Here is a 17,103-nt window from a genome sequence, read left to right as displayed (position 1 = left end):
CGCACAACACAATGCCACCCTCACGGGTGGCATTTTTCGTTAGTTACGACAGATAAACTAGCCGTCAAAGGGTAAATTTGTGTGTCTCGGCGTTCAGAGTGTGAGACATACGGGAGAGCTCGCTACTCGAATCAGCAATATTTCTAGTCGCACGCTCCGTTTCCGCAGCCCGCCTGTCGATATATTCGATGTTATGGGCAATGTCATCAATACTCGTTGTCTGCTGCTCGGTAGCCGCCGCAATTTGCACCACCATATCAAAGATCCCCCCGACTTCCTGAGAGAGCATACTGTTGACCTCATTGGCCTGACTCGCTATCTGCTGAACCTGATTAGTCTGCTCAACGTTTGTCTCCATCGTCTGGACCGCAGCATCAGCCCCTCCGACAATCGTCTCTATTATCCCTTCGATTTCCGATGTTGACTGCTGGGTGGATAGCGCAAGTCGGCGAACTTCATCAGCAACAACTGCAAAACCTCGTCCATGATCTCCCGCCCTGGCCGCCTCAATCGCAGCATTCAGTGCCAGTAAGTTCGTTTGCTCGGCAATCTGTTTAATCACTGCCAGCACGTTCACGATCTGCTCCGTATCCTGACGTAACTTGACTATCTGCTCGGATGTTGACTGTGTGGTCTCACCGAGCTGAATTAACGAATTATAGGTGTTCTCTATATGCCCCGCTCCTTCCTTGGCTTTGACCAGCACATCTTCGCAGACGCCGGACGCCGTTGCAGATGTCGCCGCTATCTCTCTGATCGTTGATCCAATTTCCTTTGTCGCCTTAACAGCCTTGGCCGTCTGTACCTGTTGTTCCGAAACCGCGGTCGTGGTTTGCTGGGTAACTGCCGCCAACTCATCTGCAGTAGTCCCCTGTTGGGAAGCAACGTCGGTGAGATGGCTGACCATTGCTCGCAGGTTTAGCAGCATCTGATCTAACGATGTTTGCAACTTACCGACTTCATCAAACGCATCTACCTGGATATTATGGGAAAGGTCACCACCAGCCACTTTCTGCGCCACTCTGGCAGCCGCAATAATAGGCATTGCAATTTTCCGAGCGATATACAGGCCCAGCAGAAAAACAACAATACTAGAGATGACAATCAGCAGGCCCGAGATAAAGGTTGTATGCTTCACCGAACTAAAGGCTTCTGCTACATCGACCTCACTAATAATCGCCCACCTGAAGTCACCGATATCGATAACGTCATAGGCAGATAGCACCTTTCCGCCATTATAGCTAACGAGGATATCGACCCCCTGCTGCCCAGTGAGCGCCCTATTCACAGCCTCACTGTCAACGCCATTATCCTCAACGGTTCCGGCAAAACTGGCTTTCATTGAGTGTGCCGCTAGATCAAGAAAGGAGTCCGAACGCATCAGCTTATCATCCCCCACCAGATAACTTTCACCGGTCTCGCCCATACCGTCACGAACAGCCATAATACGATGCAGCCCTGCCTGAGATAGCTGAAGTGCGACAACCATGTCAGTTCCGTCGACAGGCTTGGCAATAAACGCAGCCGGATCACCGTTACTTGGTGCATAGGGATGATAATCAACTATTCCGTAGCGCCCTGAACGCTTCACCTGCTTGACCAGGCTACCAAGATTAGAGTCAGCATATTTACCATTAAGAATATTAGTCAAATAATCTGGCTCTTTGGTTACTGAATAGAATATTGTTCCATCTTCATCAATCAGAAATAAATCATGATAATGATACTTACTGATATAATTTGAGAAAAATGAGTCATAAGCTTCTTCATCAAGCTGAGGTATAAGGTGAGCAAGAATATTAAGATCAGCTTCACGCTCAGTGAAGTAATTATTAACTTGATTTCTTTTTAAAGTGTTAATTGCTTCAAGTTTAAGTGAAACCTTACTTTCAATATCTAGGTTTGACTGAAACGTGGCAATCATTGTTGTGATTGAAGCTGGAATAATCCCTACCAACATAAAAGCTATGATTAACTTGGTCTTAAGGCTCCAGCGAGTAAATCGCCACAGAGGGGAACGCTTTGAACGCGACATATTATAGCACCTATCATTAAGACCTCTTAATATATAAAGTGGTCATTTAGGTTTACTAACCTTAGTTATAAAACACAGTTAGAAAACCATGTTACAGCAATAAAAAAGATTAATGAAGCTGCTAGATTTTAAATGCATCGCATTAAATAAATTGAGTTAAACCCAAAATTAACAACAATATACTCAGAAAGGATTTTTTGCCTTATTTTCCGATTGGAATTCCATTCAAGATGAAAGCTCTATGAAGAGATGCGCTGAGGCCATTTAAATCATGGTGATTAAACAGTACTTAATTTTGATTGTTAACGTATATTTTGTTATTTATCAAAAATGAATACTATCTCTACCAATATACATTCACACCAATAATAACACCGCTATCTGTAAATATTACCATGAATAGATATTATCCTGAAAAAGCAAAGGCTAGTGAACACTAGCCTTTCTTTCGTTAGCCGGTATGACTTAACTTTCTTTAAGCTTGAATTTGTTAACAATAGCCGCAAGCTGAGTATTGGCCGTCGCTAGGATTTGGCTATTCTCAACATTTTGCTGCCCGCTCTCGGCAAGCGTATCTGCCATCTCTCTGATGGAAGACATGTTTTTGCTAATCTCCTCAGAAACAGAGCTTTGCTCTTCGGCAGCCGTTGCGATTTCTACCGCGAGATTATTCACCTCTATGATAGACTCCGCCATAGTATCGAGATCCTGGTTTACCCGTGCCGTATTCTCGGCAGTATGGTTACAGCTCTCTTTAATCACATTCATGTTCGACACCAGGCTGTCAGCCCCCGTCGTAAGCTTGGTCAGCATTTGTTCAATCTCAGAGGTGCTCTGCTGTGTTCGGGCAGCCAAGGCTCTCACTTCATCGGCAACGACTGCAAACCCCCGGCCCTGCTCACCGGCACGCGCAGCTTCAATGGCCGCATTCAATGCCAACAGGTTTGTCTGCTCGGCAATATCACCTATTACTTTGAGAACACCCGCAATATCCATACTATTTCGGTTCATCTCACTGATATTGGTTGCCATTGACTCAACATCATTAACCAGCGCAGAGACCGATGACACAGCATTAGAAACAATTGCCTTTGAATGTTGCGCCTGGTCATTGGTACTCTGAGTATGGGAAGAAGTCTGGGCAGCGTTTGCTGACACCGTCTCGGCAGTAATGCTCATCTCATTAATCGCTGTCACCACCTGGTCGGTCTCATCAACATGAGACTGTAGTACAGTTGCATTCTGTTCAGACTGGGCTCTGAGATCTTCCACACTTCGAGAGATGTGGCTCGTCGCCTGTGAGACTTCCAGCATCATCTGCTGCAGGTTGGCGATGAAGGTATTGATCCCTTCGGCGATTTTCCCCAGATCATCATGGCTGTTCACGTCAAGACGACGGGTAAGATCGCCGTTTCCTGCCGAAAGATCCATAACAGTTTCCTTCAGGGCAACAATCGGACGATATAACCGATTTAACACCATAACCACAACAAGCAAAGAAAATATAAGAATGGTGGCCGAAGTGATCAAAGAGTTAGTAAACGCCTCCTCTACATCGGCATAAACAACCGACTTATTAACACCTACGTACAAATACCATTTCTTACCATCAACCAACGGGATATCAGAAAAATAAGCCCTCTTATCGACACCCGCCCATTGATAATCAGCCGCGCCCGATCCCATTGCCGTCATCTTCTGCTCGAGATCAGGAATATCAAAGTAAATGCCTAGCTCATCACTTGGATCCGTCGAGGCCAATTGAGTAAACTCTTCGCTGAGAATCAGAATAACAGCTCCCGGAAAGTTTACCCGACGGATCGTTTCATTAAGGCTGTTTAACGAAACATCACCGACAACCACCCCCTCACGGCTAATTGGCGTAGCAATACTTACCATCAGATCACCTGTGGTCGCATCGCTGTAAAAGTCAGTCAGAATGGTGCCGTTCTTCGCCAGTGCCTGCTTATACCAATCGCGTGTACGAGGATCATAATCATTGACATCAAAGACGCCGTTATCTCCACCCGAATCACCATATGCCCGACCATCGCTGTAGCCAGCAGTAAAACTGGCAAAGCTGGCCGCTTTGGTGACCATCTTGGCCACTTCGACATACTCACTGTCTGAGTGCTCTTCTTGGTAGAAGGCTCTGCTTGACTCAAGCGCATCTACGCCTTTTTGCATAGACACTTCTATCTCTCGCTTGGCACTCTCGACAATGAGTTGAGATTTCTCTTCAATTGTCGCTATTTTATCTTGTTTGAAATTGTTGTAAGACAGCCAATTGGTGATCGACAGTGCAACCGCAACCAATACAGCAACTGTCATGATGATGCGTTGCTTGAAACCAATACGTTGTAATGAAAGGTGCATGATCTACGTCTTATATGCTTAAAGTTGAGTAATAAATATTTGTTCACTTTAGAGTCTAAACACGCAGAATAGGAAAGTGGAGAGTTAATAAATTGACATTTCTATCTGTTTTTTGACGCCATGAAAAACTAATCTAGTCCCATTCTTGGCTAGAGATCAACCAATTCAGAGTTTTTCCCAGGATATCCCTTCTTAGGCGCTCGCTTACTGTAATAAGTTCAACACTGCGGGTATGCAATCGTTTATTCAACCATTGAAAAACTATTTATCCGAACTGCATATCAGCTCAGATGCCCTTATTTTTGACAAGATTGAAATCTGTGATAATCATCACGCATCATATATGCTATAGGCATATGTTATTTGAAACAGACTCGAACAAAAAGGGTTAGCACTAAGCTAACCCTTTACACATTTCAGTAGATGATTCTGTTACGCTATCGGCTTAACCGGCTCGCCGTCAACCTCTTCTGGCTGAGCTGCAGGCTTTCCTGAAGACTTCAAGCGTTTTTCCCAGTAGTCAGCATTTTTGATACCAAGCTTCACAGGGTCGAAAGTAAACTTTGTTACTCCTGCTTTTTGTTGCGCTTCGTAATCATTCAGCGCTTTCAGAGCAGGCTTCGACAGGAAGAAGATAATCAGGATACCAACTATGTTCAGCCATGCCATCAGGCCTACACCCACATCACCCATTGCCCAGGCAAGGTTTGCTGCTTTCACTGTGCCGTAGAATACCGCTACAGTCAGGACAATTTTCAGTACAAACATCATACCAGGCAGCTTCAGCGAGCGGCGAATATAGGCAATGTTTGTTTCTGCGATGTAGTAGTAAGCAAGAATCGTTGTAAAGGCAAAGAAAAATAGAGCAAATGCGATGAACGGCTTGCCGATACCAGGCATTGCACTTTCGATAGCCATCTGAGTAAACACAGGGCCGTTGGCACCAATGTCAGCAGCAAGATTCTGTACCAGGAATGTACCTTCTGCACCACCGTGAACGTTGTAAGCACCAGTGATAATAATCATGAATGCTGTAGCCGAACATACCAGCAGTGTATCGATGTAGATAGAGAACGACTGAACCAAGCCCTGCTGCGCCGGGTGATCAACGTCTGCCGCTGCCGCAGCATGAGGACCTGTACCCTGACCGGCTTCGTTCGAGTAAACACCACGCTTAACACCCCAACCAATTGCTGCACCAACACCAGCCATAGGTGTGAATGCGTCACCAACAATCATACCGAATACCGTAGGTACCAAGTTGATGTTCAGCAGGATGATAATGAAGGCAATGATGATGTAGGCCAGTGCCATAAACGGAACGACAATCTGGGTAAAGCTAGCAATACGCTTCACACCACCAAAGATGATGAATGCCAGAATAATCGAGACAACTGTACCTGTTACGATTTTCGCCAGGCTGATAGTACCGATAGTTGTTTCAATCATACCACCTGTACCGAATGCAGCTTCAACCGCATTACCGATACTGTTTGACTGAACACCCGGTAGAAGCACACCACAAGCGAAAATAGTCGCAATAGCAAAGATCCATGCATACCACTTTTGGCCCATTGCTTTTTCGATGTAGTAAGCCGGACCACCACGGAACTGACCGTCTTCGTCTTCTTCTTTATAAATCTGCGCCAGAGCTGATTCACTGTATGCTGTCGCTGCGCCCAGGAAGGCAACAACCCACATCCAGAATACGGCACCCGGACCACCAAAACCGATTGCCGCAGCAACACCTGCAATGTTACCGGTACCAACACGTCCAGACAAAGAAACGGCTAGTGCTTGAAAAGAGGAAATACCTTGATCTGAACTCTTACCGGATAATAGTAGGCGCCACATTTCTCTGAAGTGACGAATTTGAACAAAACGAGTGGCAATGGAATAAAACAAACCAGCACCCAGGCACAAATAAATCAGTACCGGGCTCCATATTATTCCGTTTAGAAAATCTACTAACGACTGCATTAAAATCTCCCTGTCTTATAGATTATGGTTAATGCGTGGGCAGTATAATAAGCAGATTGTAAGCTAAATGTTAAGATTTTTATTTCATCAGTCAATTAAGCGTGAGTGACAGCACAGAACAACAACATTAAATTAACAACCAGTGAATTTATCCCTATGCCATGAAATGCATGGTTATTTATACTGCAGGAGATACGCTCAGCCCCTTATTCCTTGAACATTAAGCAGGCAAGCAAGCCAATATTTATGTTATTGATCACAGATTTAGCAGGATGATACAGCAGATAAATTCGCTATCCTTATCAAAGCTGCACATTTATTGACCAGTGAATAGCAGCACGTTTACTATGTGTTTTATATTGAATAAGTTTTAGTATTTGTTACTAACTTTAATGTTTTTCTAGCCACAACCTTTTTTTGTACCCAGGCTACAGCCCGTTAAAATTTAACAAGGCCTTAACCGTTAACCTTTCTATTACTAAGTGTAATGACAACGACTGCTCGCGATCTTCCTGTTCGGCAAACCAAAAAGCGCAGTGATAATCACTGCGCTTTTGTTATCTTTGTAAGGCGTTAATCTCACCGTTACACATCATAGGTCGTAGAAGATATATCTCCTCCCTTACCCGTCCAGTTAGTATGGAAAAACTCACCACGTGGCTTATCTGTACGCTCATAAGTGTGCGCACCGAAGTAGTCGCGCTGAGCTTGCAGCATATTAGCTGGCAAACGGGCTGTAGTGTAACCGTTTAGGAACGTCAGTGCCGATGACATACAAGGCATAGGCAAGCCCACCTCAAACGACTTGGCAACGACCTTGCGCCATGCAGGCAAACATTGTTCCAAAATAGCCTTGAAGTAAGGGTCGAGGCCAAGGAAGGCCAAATCCGGGTTGGTTTCGAATGCATCTCGAATATTCCCAAGGAACGCACTGCGGATAATGCAACCGCCACGCCACATCAAGGCCACATTACCGTAGTTGAGTGACCAATCATTCTCCTCCGAAGCCTGGCGGATCAACATAAAGCCCTGTGCATAGGAGATAATCTTCGATGCAAGCAACGCCTGGCGAAGTGCATCAACCCACTCGGACTTCTCGCCATCAACAGGCTGAATCGCGTTATCAAACAGCGCTTCAGCCTCGACACGTTGTTCTTTAAGCGATGACAGGCAGCGTGCAAATACAGAATCAGTGATCAGCGTCAGTGGAATACCGTGTTCAAGAGCATTGATCCCTGTCCACTTGCCGGTACCTTTCTGACCTGCCGCATCGAGAATTTTCTCCACCAGCGGTTCGCCTTCCTGATCTCGATAGCCAAGAATATCGGCTGTAATTTCAACCAGATAGCTGTCTAGTTCCGTTTTATTCCAGTCAGTAAAAATTGACTGCATCTCATCATGCGAGATACCGAGCCCCTCTTTCATGAAGTGATAGGCTTCACTGATCAGCTGCATATCACCGTATTCAATCCCGTTGTGTACCATTTTCACGAAATGGCCGGCACCTTCACTGCCAACCCAGTCACAGCAAGCCTCGCCCTTATCGGTTTTCGCGGCGATAGCCTGGAAAATCGGCTTCACATGCGGCCATGCCTCCGGATCACCACCCGGCATAATGGAAGGACCGAAACGTGCACCTTCTTCACCACCCGACACACCAGCACCGACGAAACGGATCCCTTTTTCACGAAGTGCCGCAACACGTCGGTTAGTATCTGGATAGTTGGTATTACCGCCATCGATAATAATATCGCCTTCATCCAGCAGCGGAACCAAGCTGTCGATAAACTGATCAACCACTTCGCCTGCACGTACCATCAACATCACTTTGCGCGGACTTTCGAGCTGGTCAACCAGGTTTTGCAGCGAGGTTGCCCCGACAATGTTGCTTCCTTTTGCAGCACCATTCAAAAACTCGTCAACCTTGGCCACAGTACGGTTGTAGGCGACCACCTTGAAACCATGATCATTCATATTCAGGATCAGGTTTTGGCCCATCACAGCCAAGCCAATTACACCAATATCACCTTTCATTTCTTTCTCCTTATGCCAGCTCTTTGGCGGCTGCTGAATCTAAAAACCATTCTGTCAGACCATTCTCGGCCTTGATATTTGCCGCCGGATACGCGGATGCTTCGGCTGACTGCTCAAAAATGGCTTTAATCACCGGCGCTTTGCTCTCCCCCATCACCAAATAGGTGATTCGCTTGGCATGGGACAGCAAATGCGCGGTCTTGGATACCCTGATTTGTCTGTTTTCCGGATGAGCAGCAATGGTAGCAAGCTCGGTTGTGTCGTAATTAGTCTGGCCGGGGAACAGCGATGCCGTATGTCCATCCGTCCCCATCCCGAGCAGTACCCAGTCAAACGCCGGTACGCCATTCTCATGGGGGATCTCCGCCTTCATTTCTTCGGCAAAGCGAACCGCTTCCATCGCAGCAAACTCTTCACCGCAGATACGGTGAATGTTTTCAGCCGGTATCGAAATATGATCGAATAACAAGGCCTTGGCGTTGCCATAATTACTCTCTGGACTATCTGGCGAGACACAGCGCTCATCTCCCCACCAGAAGTGCAAGTTCTGCCACTGAACGACATCAGCAAATGTCGGCTGTGCCAAAACCTTGAACAACAGAGCCGGAGTACTGCCACCAGATAATGAGATATGTACCGGACGGTTTTGCTGACTGTACTCAACGATGGACTCGGCCAGCGAAGTAACAACCTGCTCGGGGGTATCAAAGATTGAATAGTTCATCATGGTTATAACTCGCAGTAATCGGTATTAGTCAGGTTCTTACAAGGGAAGCGCCACTCTCGATTGTCGCCAGCCAACAGGGCATCAGCTTCTTTTGGCCCCCAGGTACCTGCGGCATAACCGTACAGGTGTTTGGGATCTTCTTTGTAATCAAGAATTGGCTGCACAAACTTCCAGCAAGCTTTTACTGCGTCGGTACGGGCAAATAGTGTTGCGTCACCGTTCATTGAATCAAGCAGCAACCGCTCGTAGGCCGTCAGCATGTGGGTTTCCTCAAGGCTCTCGTAATGGAAGTCCATTGACACATCCTTGGCTTCGAATCCAGCACCTGGCTTTTTGAGGCCAAAGCTCATCAAAATGCCCTCATCCGGCTGAATACGAATAATCAACTTATTGGCCGGCGCATTGGCACTAAAGACCGGGTGCGGCGTTTTCTTGAAATGAATTACCACCTCGGTTACTCGGGTAGGAAGACGTTTGCCGGTACGGACATAAAACGGCACCCCACTCCAACGCCAATTATCGATGAACATCTTAAGCCCGACATAGGTCTCGGTGCGGGATTCGGATGCCACCCCTTGTTCGTCGCGATAACCCGGCAGATGCTCACCGCGAACATCAGATTCGGTGTACTGGCCTAATACCAAATTCTGTTGTAAATCCTGATCAGACAGCGGCTGAAAGCTGTTCATCACCTTCACAACCTCATCACGCATTGAATCGGCATTGATAGCCGCTGGTGGCTCCATGCCCACCATGGCTAGCACCTGCAGTAGATGATTCTGGAACATATCACGCACCGCACCAGCCCCGTCGTAATAGCCACCGCGCTCTTCAACACCAAGAAATTCTGCAGCCGTAATTTCGACATAGTCGATAAAATTACGGTTCCATAGCGGCTCGAACATCCCGTTGGCAAAGCGGAAAACCAACAGGTTCTGCACGGTTTCCTTACCCAGGTAATGGTCGATTCGGTATATCTGGTGCTCCTGAAAGTAGCGATGGAGCTGCTGGTCCAAGGCCTGTGCCGAAGCCAGATCATAACCAAAGGGTTTCTCGACAATCAGGCGCTTCCAGCCGTTCGATTCATCATTGAGACCGTATGCAGCCAAATTTTCTGGGATCACACTGTACAGACTTGGCGGTGTAGCAAGGTAGAAGGTGGTGTTGCCATTGGTATGGCACTGCTTACCAATCCTATCCAGGCGTTCTTTAAGCAACGCGTAATCTTCAGCAGCTGCCGTATTGAGAGCCTGATAATGCAAATGCTGGCAAAATGCCTCAAGCGTCTGTTCGTCCACTTCCTCAGTGGTCATCAGTGTTTGCTTGAGCTTTTCTCTGAATGCCAGATCGGAGAACGCCGTGCGGCTAACACCCAAAATGGCAAACTCTTCAGGTAACTGCCCATTGGCATAGAGATGATAGAACGCAGGGATCAATTTCCTGTGGGTCAGATCGCCTGACGCACCAAAAATGACAATACAATTATTTTCTGGCTTATCCATAGAGTTTTTCCATTCAGAACAACAAGATCTGCAAGACAATGTCTTGATAGACCGGATGTTAGCACTACGAAAAAGAAGGGAAATTCGGTTTTACCTATTACAGTAATAGGTAAAACCTTGTTGTGGGAAAAGTTTAGACGAAAGGGCCAAATGACTACCGCTTATCTGCCCAAGATTAGACGGATGACAAGTTCACTAGCTCTCGGGTGTAGGCATGTTGTGGTTCATTAAAGACTTGCGCCGTGTCACCCTGTTCAACGACTTGGCCATTTTTAAGCACCAAGGTGTAATGGCAGAGTGACTTCACAACATGGAGATCATGACTGATAAACAGATAGCTCAACCCGTACTTCTGCTGGAGGGATTTTAGCAAGCTCAAGACCTGAAACTGCACGGTCCTGTCGAGCGATGATGTCGGCTCATCCAGCAAAATAAACTCCGGCTTCAATACCAGGGCACGGGCAATCGCGATACGTTGCCGCTGTCCGCCTGAAAATTCATTGGGGTAGCGGTGACGGGTGTCCGGATCCAGCTCCACTTCCCGCATTGCTTCGCAAATCACCTCATCCTCTTCTTTCGGGGTCAGCGACTTATGGATCTTTAACCCTTCACCAATGATCTGGGCGACCGACATACGAGGATTGAGCGCCGAAAACGGATCCTGAAACACCACCTGCAATTTACTGCGGTAAGGCAGCATCTGTTTACGGCTGAGCGACGAAATATCCACCCCATCGAAACGAATTTGCCCCTCACTGTTGAGCAGTTTCAGCACCGCCATCCCGGTTGTTGATTTACCGGATCCACTTTCACCTACCAGACCGACACTGTGGCCTTTTCGCAAAATAAAGCTGACATCGGTAACGGCTTTAATATGATCCTTCACTCGTTTCAAAATGCCGCCGGTGATCGGGAACCACACCCGCAAATCATTTACATCGAACAAAGGCTCGGCGCTGGCTGAAACCGGAACCGGACTGCCACTCGGATCAGAGTTGATCAGCTTTATCGTATAGGGATCAGAGGGGTTATTGAATATCACCTCCCGGGTATCTGTCTCGACCAGTGTGCCAAGCTGCATAACAGCCACCCGGTCAGCAATACGGCGAACGATACTCAAGTCATGGGTAATAAACAGCATCGCCATGCCCATCTCCTGCTGGAGATCTTTAAGCAGTTCCAGTATCTGTGCCTGTACCGACACATCAAGCGCTGTTGTCGGCTCATCGGCAATTAACAACTCAGGTTCGTTTATCAACGCCATTGCAATCATTACCCGCTGACGCTCGCCCCCCGAAAGCTCATGCGGATAAGCTGTCAGGCGTTTTTCGGCATTGCGTATACCGACTTTCTTCAGCCAGCTCAATGCACGCTTTTCTGCATCTCTTTGCCTCATTCCCCGGTGAATAGCCAGGGTTTCACACAGCTGGCGACCAATTTTGTGCAACGGATTAAGCGACATCATCGGCTCCTGAAATATCATTCCGATCCGATCGCCGCGCATTCTGCGCATCTCGCGCTCACTGCACGCCATCATATCTGTGCCGTCATAGATAACCTGGCCACCGATATAACGGGCGGAAGACTTCGGCAACAGACGCAGTATCGCATTGGCCGTTACCGACTTGCCCGAGCCACTTTCCCCCACCAGCGCCAGTGTTTCACCACGGCGAATAGAAAGGCTGACATCATGCGTGACCTGATTGACACTGTCACCACTCTGAAAGCCAACCGATAAGTTTTCAATTGTAAGTATTGGTTTTGCCATAACTTATCTCTGATGATGGGGATCGAATGCGTCCCGAACTGCTTCACCGACAAACACCAGCAGGCTTAGCATAATTGACAATACAACAAAGGCAGACAACCCAAGCCAGGGAGCCTGCAAATTCGTTTTTCCCTGCGCCAGCAGCTCGCCTAGCGACGGCGATCCCGCGGGCAGACCAAAGCCAAGAAAATCCAGCGAGGTTAAGGTTGTCACTGAGCCACTGAGAATAAACGGCATCATGGTGAGCGAGGCCACCATGGCATTTGGCAACATATGACGCAGCATAATACGGCCGTCTCCGACACCCAGTGCCTGGGCGGCACGGACGTAATCGAAGTTCCGGCAACGGAGGAACTCGGCCCGTACTACACCCACGAGCCCCATCCAGCTAAACAGCACCATGATCCCGAGCAACCACCAGAAGTTGGGTTCGACAAAGCTGGAAAGAATAATCAGCAGAAACAGTGTCGGCATTCCCGACCAGACTTCGATGAAACGCTGACCGAACAAATCGACCCAACCTCCGTAATAGCCCTGGCAAGCGCCGACAATCACCCCGATGATGGTCGAGATAACAGTAAGGGCAAACCCGAATAACACTGAGATCCGGAAACCATAAATGATCCGTGCCAGCACGTCCCGTCCTTTATCATCAGTACCCAGCCAGTTGACACTATCCGGCGGAGACGGTGCTGGGCCGGTCAGATCATAATTGATGGTATCGTAGCTAAAACGGATGAGCGGCCAAATCATAAAGCCATCGGCCTCAATCAACTCAACCACATAGGGGTCGGTATAGTCGGCTTCAGACTCGAACTCTCCGCCAAACTCGGTTTCGGTATATTGCTCGATGATAGGAAAATACCAATTGGCATCAAAACGGATCAACAGAGGCTTGTCATTGGCAACCAATTCGGCAAACAAACTGATAAAAAACAACAAAGCAAAGGTCCATAGCGACCAGTAACCGCGTTTATGGGCACGGAATCTCGCCAGTCTCTCCTTTGTTAACGGATTCATTTTCACTAGCGCGCCTCAAAATCAATGCGTGGATCAACGAAGGTGTACGTTAAATCCGAAATGATGTTCAACAACAGTCCCAGCAGAGTCATGATATATAAAGAGCTGAATACCACCGGATAATCACGCTGGATGGTCGACTCAAACCCCAGCAGCCCAATCCCTTCCAGCGAAAACATCACCTCAATCAGCATCGCGCCGGTAAAGAAAATGCTGATAAATGCCGCGGGAAACCCGGCAATGATGATCAGCATGGCATTACGGAATACATGGCGATAGAGAATGCTTCGCTCGTCGAGCCCCTTGGCTCGGGCCGTCACCACATACTGCTTGTTAATTTCATCAAGGAAGGAGTTTTTGGTCAGCATCGACAAGGTAGCAAACCCACCGATCACCATGGCCAGAATTGGCAATGTCAAATGCCAGAAATAGTCGATGATTTGCTGATACCAAGCCAGCTGGTCAAAGTCAGATGACACTAAACCACGCAACGGGAACCAGCTGAAATAGTTGCCGCTGGCAAAGAAGATTATCAGCAAGATGGCAAACAAAAAGCCCGGTATGGCATAACCGACAATGACAACAGCACTACTCCAGACATCAAACCGCGAGCCATGATTAATAGCCTTGGCAATCCCCAGCGGAATAGAGACGAAATAGATGATCAGGGTGCTCCATAGCCCCAGGGAAATAGATACAGGCAAGCGATCGATGATCAGATCAATCACATTGCCCCCTTTAAAAAGGCTCTCGCCAAAGTTAAAGGTGGCATAGTTCTTCAGCATATCGAAGTAGCGCTCATGCAGAGGCTTATCGAAGCCAAACTGCACCTTGATGGCTTCGACTACTTCAGGATCCAGCCCGCGCGAACCACGGTATCCGGCGCCGTTATCGCCTGGCTCAACAGCCTGAACCTCCTGGCCTCCCCCGGTGAAACGTTCCATGATGCCGGACGAATGCCCTTCAAGCTGGGCGACTGCCTGCTCGACAGGGCCGCCCGGTGCTATCTGAATGACAAAAAAGTTAATGGTTATAATCGCCCACAAGGTCGGTATAACCAGTAACAAACGACGAATTATATAAGCAGTCATCTTTCCCTATGCCTTATTGAAACTTCCCAAGGCGAACAACGTATCGGCAGCACAGAACGCTGGCTCCTCAATCGTAATAACATTCGCTAGCGGCGTTTTTCCGGCAGCTTGGCAGCCTTCACCGGATCAATCCACCAGGTATCCTTGCCCAGCGCATACTTGGGCCTTACCGACGGACGGGAGAACTTATCCCAGCTGGCAACACGGAACTGACTGATATGCCATTGCGGGATCACGAAGAAATTCCACTGCAACACCCTGTCTAGCGCTCGGCCGTAACTGAGTAAGGCTTCCGGATCTTGCTGATTCTCAGCAATCTTCTCGGTCAGATAATCAATAGCGGGATCTTTGACACCTGCCGTGTTGTAGGTACTGTCGATAAAGTTGCTGTTCCAGGCTATCAGCAAATTAGGATTCGGATAAGGGTTGGCACCGTAGCCATGCGAAACCATATCAAAGTCACGATCACGCAGTCGCTTGATATACTGGGTAGTGTCGACGGTACGGATCTTCATATCGATCCCCATCAGTTTGAGATTCCTCTGCACCGGGATTGCCAGGCGCTCGGTAGTCGGGCTATAGATCAACAACTCAAAGGCAAACGGTTCGCCTGTTTCGACATTGCTCATCACCTTGTTCTTCAGCACCCAGCCAGATTGCTTCAGCAACCCAAGGGCCTTGCGCATCTGGCTCCGGATCCGTCCCGATCCGTCAGTCACCGGCGGTTGGTAGGCTTCGGTAAATACCCGCGGCGGCACTTTATCTTTTACAGGTTCAAGCACCTTGAGCTCATCGGCAGTCGGCAGGCCGTTTGCTTCATACTCGGTATTCTGGAAATAACTGCGGGTGCGCTTGTACTGGTTGTAGAACAAGCTCTTGTTCATCCACTCAAAGTCCATTGCATAGGTCAGTGCCTCGCGGACTCCAGCATCCTGAAAATATGGGCTTTCGGTATTGAAGACAAAAGCCTGCATCGATTGCGGGATCTGGTGTGGGATCTCTTCCTTGAGGATATAGCCCTGATCAAAGTTAGGCCCCTGATACATAGTGGCCCAGAACTTGGCAACATTCTCTTCCCGGATGTCATACTCACCCGCCTTGAAGGCTTCGAGGGTTACGGTTTCATCACGATAGTAGTCGTACTTGATGGTTTCAAAATTATGACGACCGATATTCACCGGCAAATCCTTGGCCCAGTAATCATCAACCAGCGAATATGTCACGCTCTGGCCTGATTTATAGTTAGCTACCTTATAGGCACTACTTCCAAGAGGAGGGGTGCTCAGAGGCTCACTCAGGTTCTTGTCTTTCCAATAATGTTCAGGAAGCACGACCATTCCCTGTACCAGTGAGAATAGAATTTCGCGATTGGGTTTAATCATGTCGATACGGGCTGTAAGTTTGGACTTGGCCGTTACCGACTTAACGTCCTTATAATAAACCTTGTATTGTGCTACCCCTTCTTTAAGGAATTTTTCAAAGGTAAAAGCAACATCTTCAGCCGTTATAGGGTGGCCATCGTGAAAGCGAGCCTTGGGGTTGATGTCTACCTCCATCCAGGTGAAATCATCGGCATAACGTACTTTTTCTGCAATAAGCGGATAGTGGCTGTCGATTTCATCTGTAGAGGAAACAAACAAGGTATCATAGATAGCATCCGCACCGGCTGCAGATACTCCCCGGCTGGCATAACGATTAAAACTATCAAACGTACCTACCTGGGCGTAGGTAACCTGCCCTCCTTTAGGGGCTTCAGGATTCACATAGTCGAAATGAGTAAAGTTACTGGGGTATTTCGCACTGCCGAAACCAACCAGATTGGTCGACTCTATTACCTCGGCAGCATAAACATCGACGGCATGGATCGCTCCGGTAGCGAACAACATTGCCCCGAATAATGGTATCTTTTTCAACATTAGCGTCTCCCTGCTTACCTCGAACGTCCTGCTTGAGGGTAAAAAAGTTCAAATTATCATTATTCTACGATAGGACAGTAATCACTATTCGACAATGTCGCAAGCTTGGTTCCATCATAATCTGTCCAACGCGGATAACGCTTTTGCTCTGGCGAACAAAGGTTATCCACTGATATGGCCTATGACTTGCAGGCTGCACGGTTAGCCGTTAACATCCCCTCCCTCTCCGCAGGTGCGGACTACGTTATTCAGGATTCAGGTTATGTCTAAATTTTTCTATAAAGGCCGCATCGAGAAAAAGCCCAAGCACGAGAGCTTCGGCTACAACACCAAACGTGCAGCCAAACTAGGTACCGAAACCAACCCGCTACCGCTTATCGTCAATAGTGAAGAGCGCAAAGCAGAGGTTGAAGCTATCCTTGCCGAAAACCAGCTATTTGCAACGATTACGGTCAGAGCAGAAGAAAAAGAAAATCTCGTTGAACTAGAAACAATCCTGAACAAACCAAAAACGACCGTTTTCGAGAAAACGCCCAACCGTAATGACCCTTGTTCATGTGGTAGCGGCAAGAAGTTCAAAAAGTGCTGCGGCTAACACTCTGCTTACAGGCAACAGTCCCGCCATCTAGTGGGGCTGTTACCTCACCTCGCCTG

At 47.8% G+C, this 17,103-nt stretch carries 11 protein-coding genes; 1 reads left to right on the top strand and 10 read right to left on the bottom strand.

From position 1 onward, the window contains the following. Positions 1-64 precede the first annotated feature (64 nt). From EIZ48_RS11235 to EIZ48_RS11190, 10 genes are all read right to left on the bottom strand, one after another. Positions 65-2,035: a methyl-accepting chemotaxis protein gene (locus tag EIZ48_RS11235; RefSeq protein ID WP_160651110.1), complete on the bottom strand. Its 1,971-nt coding sequence runs from the start codon at positions 2,033-2,035 to the stop codon at positions 65-67. Positions 2,036-2,500: 465 nt separating this feature from the next. Next, positions 2,501-4,411 (bottom strand): methyl-accepting chemotaxis protein, encoded by a 1,911-nt coding sequence (locus EIZ48_RS11230; protein WP_160651107.1) that lies wholly within the window; start codon positions 4,409-4,411, stop codon positions 2,501-2,503. Positions 4,412-4,843: 432 nt separating this feature from the next. Then, a complete protein-coding gene (locus EIZ48_RS11225; protein WP_160651104.1) occupies positions 4,844-6,391 on the bottom strand; it encodes an alanine/glycine:cation symporter family protein in 1,548 nt (515 codons plus the stop codon). A 585-nt stretch (positions 6,392-6,976) separates the two neighbouring features. Then, entirely contained in the window at positions 6,977-8,425 is a 1,449-nt protein-coding gene (gene gnd, locus EIZ48_RS11220) for a decarboxylating NADP(+)-dependent phosphogluconate dehydrogenase (RefSeq protein ID WP_160651101.1), read from the bottom strand. A 10-nt stretch (positions 8,426-8,435) separates the two neighbouring features. Next, complete coding sequence (gene pgl / locus EIZ48_RS11215) at positions 8,436-9,152, bottom strand: 6-phosphogluconolactonase (RefSeq protein WP_160651098.1); 717 nt, start codon at positions 9,150-9,152, stop codon at positions 8,436-8,438. Between the two features lie 2 nt (positions 9,153-9,154). Next, complete coding sequence (gene zwf, locus EIZ48_RS11210) at positions 9,155-10,654, bottom strand: glucose-6-phosphate dehydrogenase (protein ID WP_160651095.1); 1,500 nt, start codon at positions 10,652-10,654, stop codon at positions 9,155-9,157. 175 nt (positions 10,655-10,829) lie between these two features. Then, a complete protein-coding gene (locus EIZ48_RS11205) occupies positions 10,830-12,422 on the bottom strand; it encodes an ABC transporter ATP-binding protein (RefSeq protein ID WP_160651092.1) in 1,593 nt (530 codons plus the stop codon). Between the two features lie 3 nt (positions 12,423-12,425). After that, positions 12,426-13,442 (bottom strand): ABC transporter permease, encoded by a 1,017-nt coding sequence (locus tag EIZ48_RS11200; RefSeq protein WP_160651090.1) that lies wholly within the window; start codon positions 13,440-13,442, stop codon positions 12,426-12,428. A gap of 5 nt (positions 13,443-13,447) precedes the next feature. Next, complete coding sequence (locus tag EIZ48_RS11195; protein WP_160651087.1) at positions 13,448-14,533, bottom strand: microcin C ABC transporter permease YejB; 1,086 nt, start codon at positions 14,531-14,533, stop codon at positions 13,448-13,450. A gap of 86 nt (positions 14,534-14,619) precedes the next feature. Beyond that, positions 14,620-16,419, bottom strand: coding sequence for an extracellular solute-binding protein (locus tag EIZ48_RS11190; protein WP_240152946.1), 1,800 nt, complete (start codon positions 16,417-16,419; stop codon positions 14,620-14,622). Between the two features lie 292 nt (positions 16,420-16,711). On the opposite strand from EIZ48_RS11190, the gene EIZ48_RS11185 reads away from it, so the two are divergent. Further along, positions 16,712-17,044 carry a PBPRA1643 family SWIM/SEC-C metal-binding motif protein gene (locus EIZ48_RS11185; RefSeq protein ID WP_160651081.1) on the top strand — a complete coding sequence of 111 codons (333 nt, stop codon included), beginning with the start codon at positions 16,712-16,714 and terminating at the stop codon, positions 17,042-17,044. The last annotated feature ends 59 nt before the right edge of the window (positions 17,045-17,103 follow it).

Origin of the sequence: Photobacterium alginatilyticum, assembly GCF_009910675.1 — a bacterium.
Classification (GTDB): domain Bacteria; phylum Pseudomonadota; class Gammaproteobacteria; order Enterobacterales; family Vibrionaceae; genus Photobacterium; species Photobacterium alginatilyticum.
The sequence above is the reverse complement of the archived record's forward strand: the minus strand, read 5'-3'. Positions and strand labels throughout refer to the sequence as shown.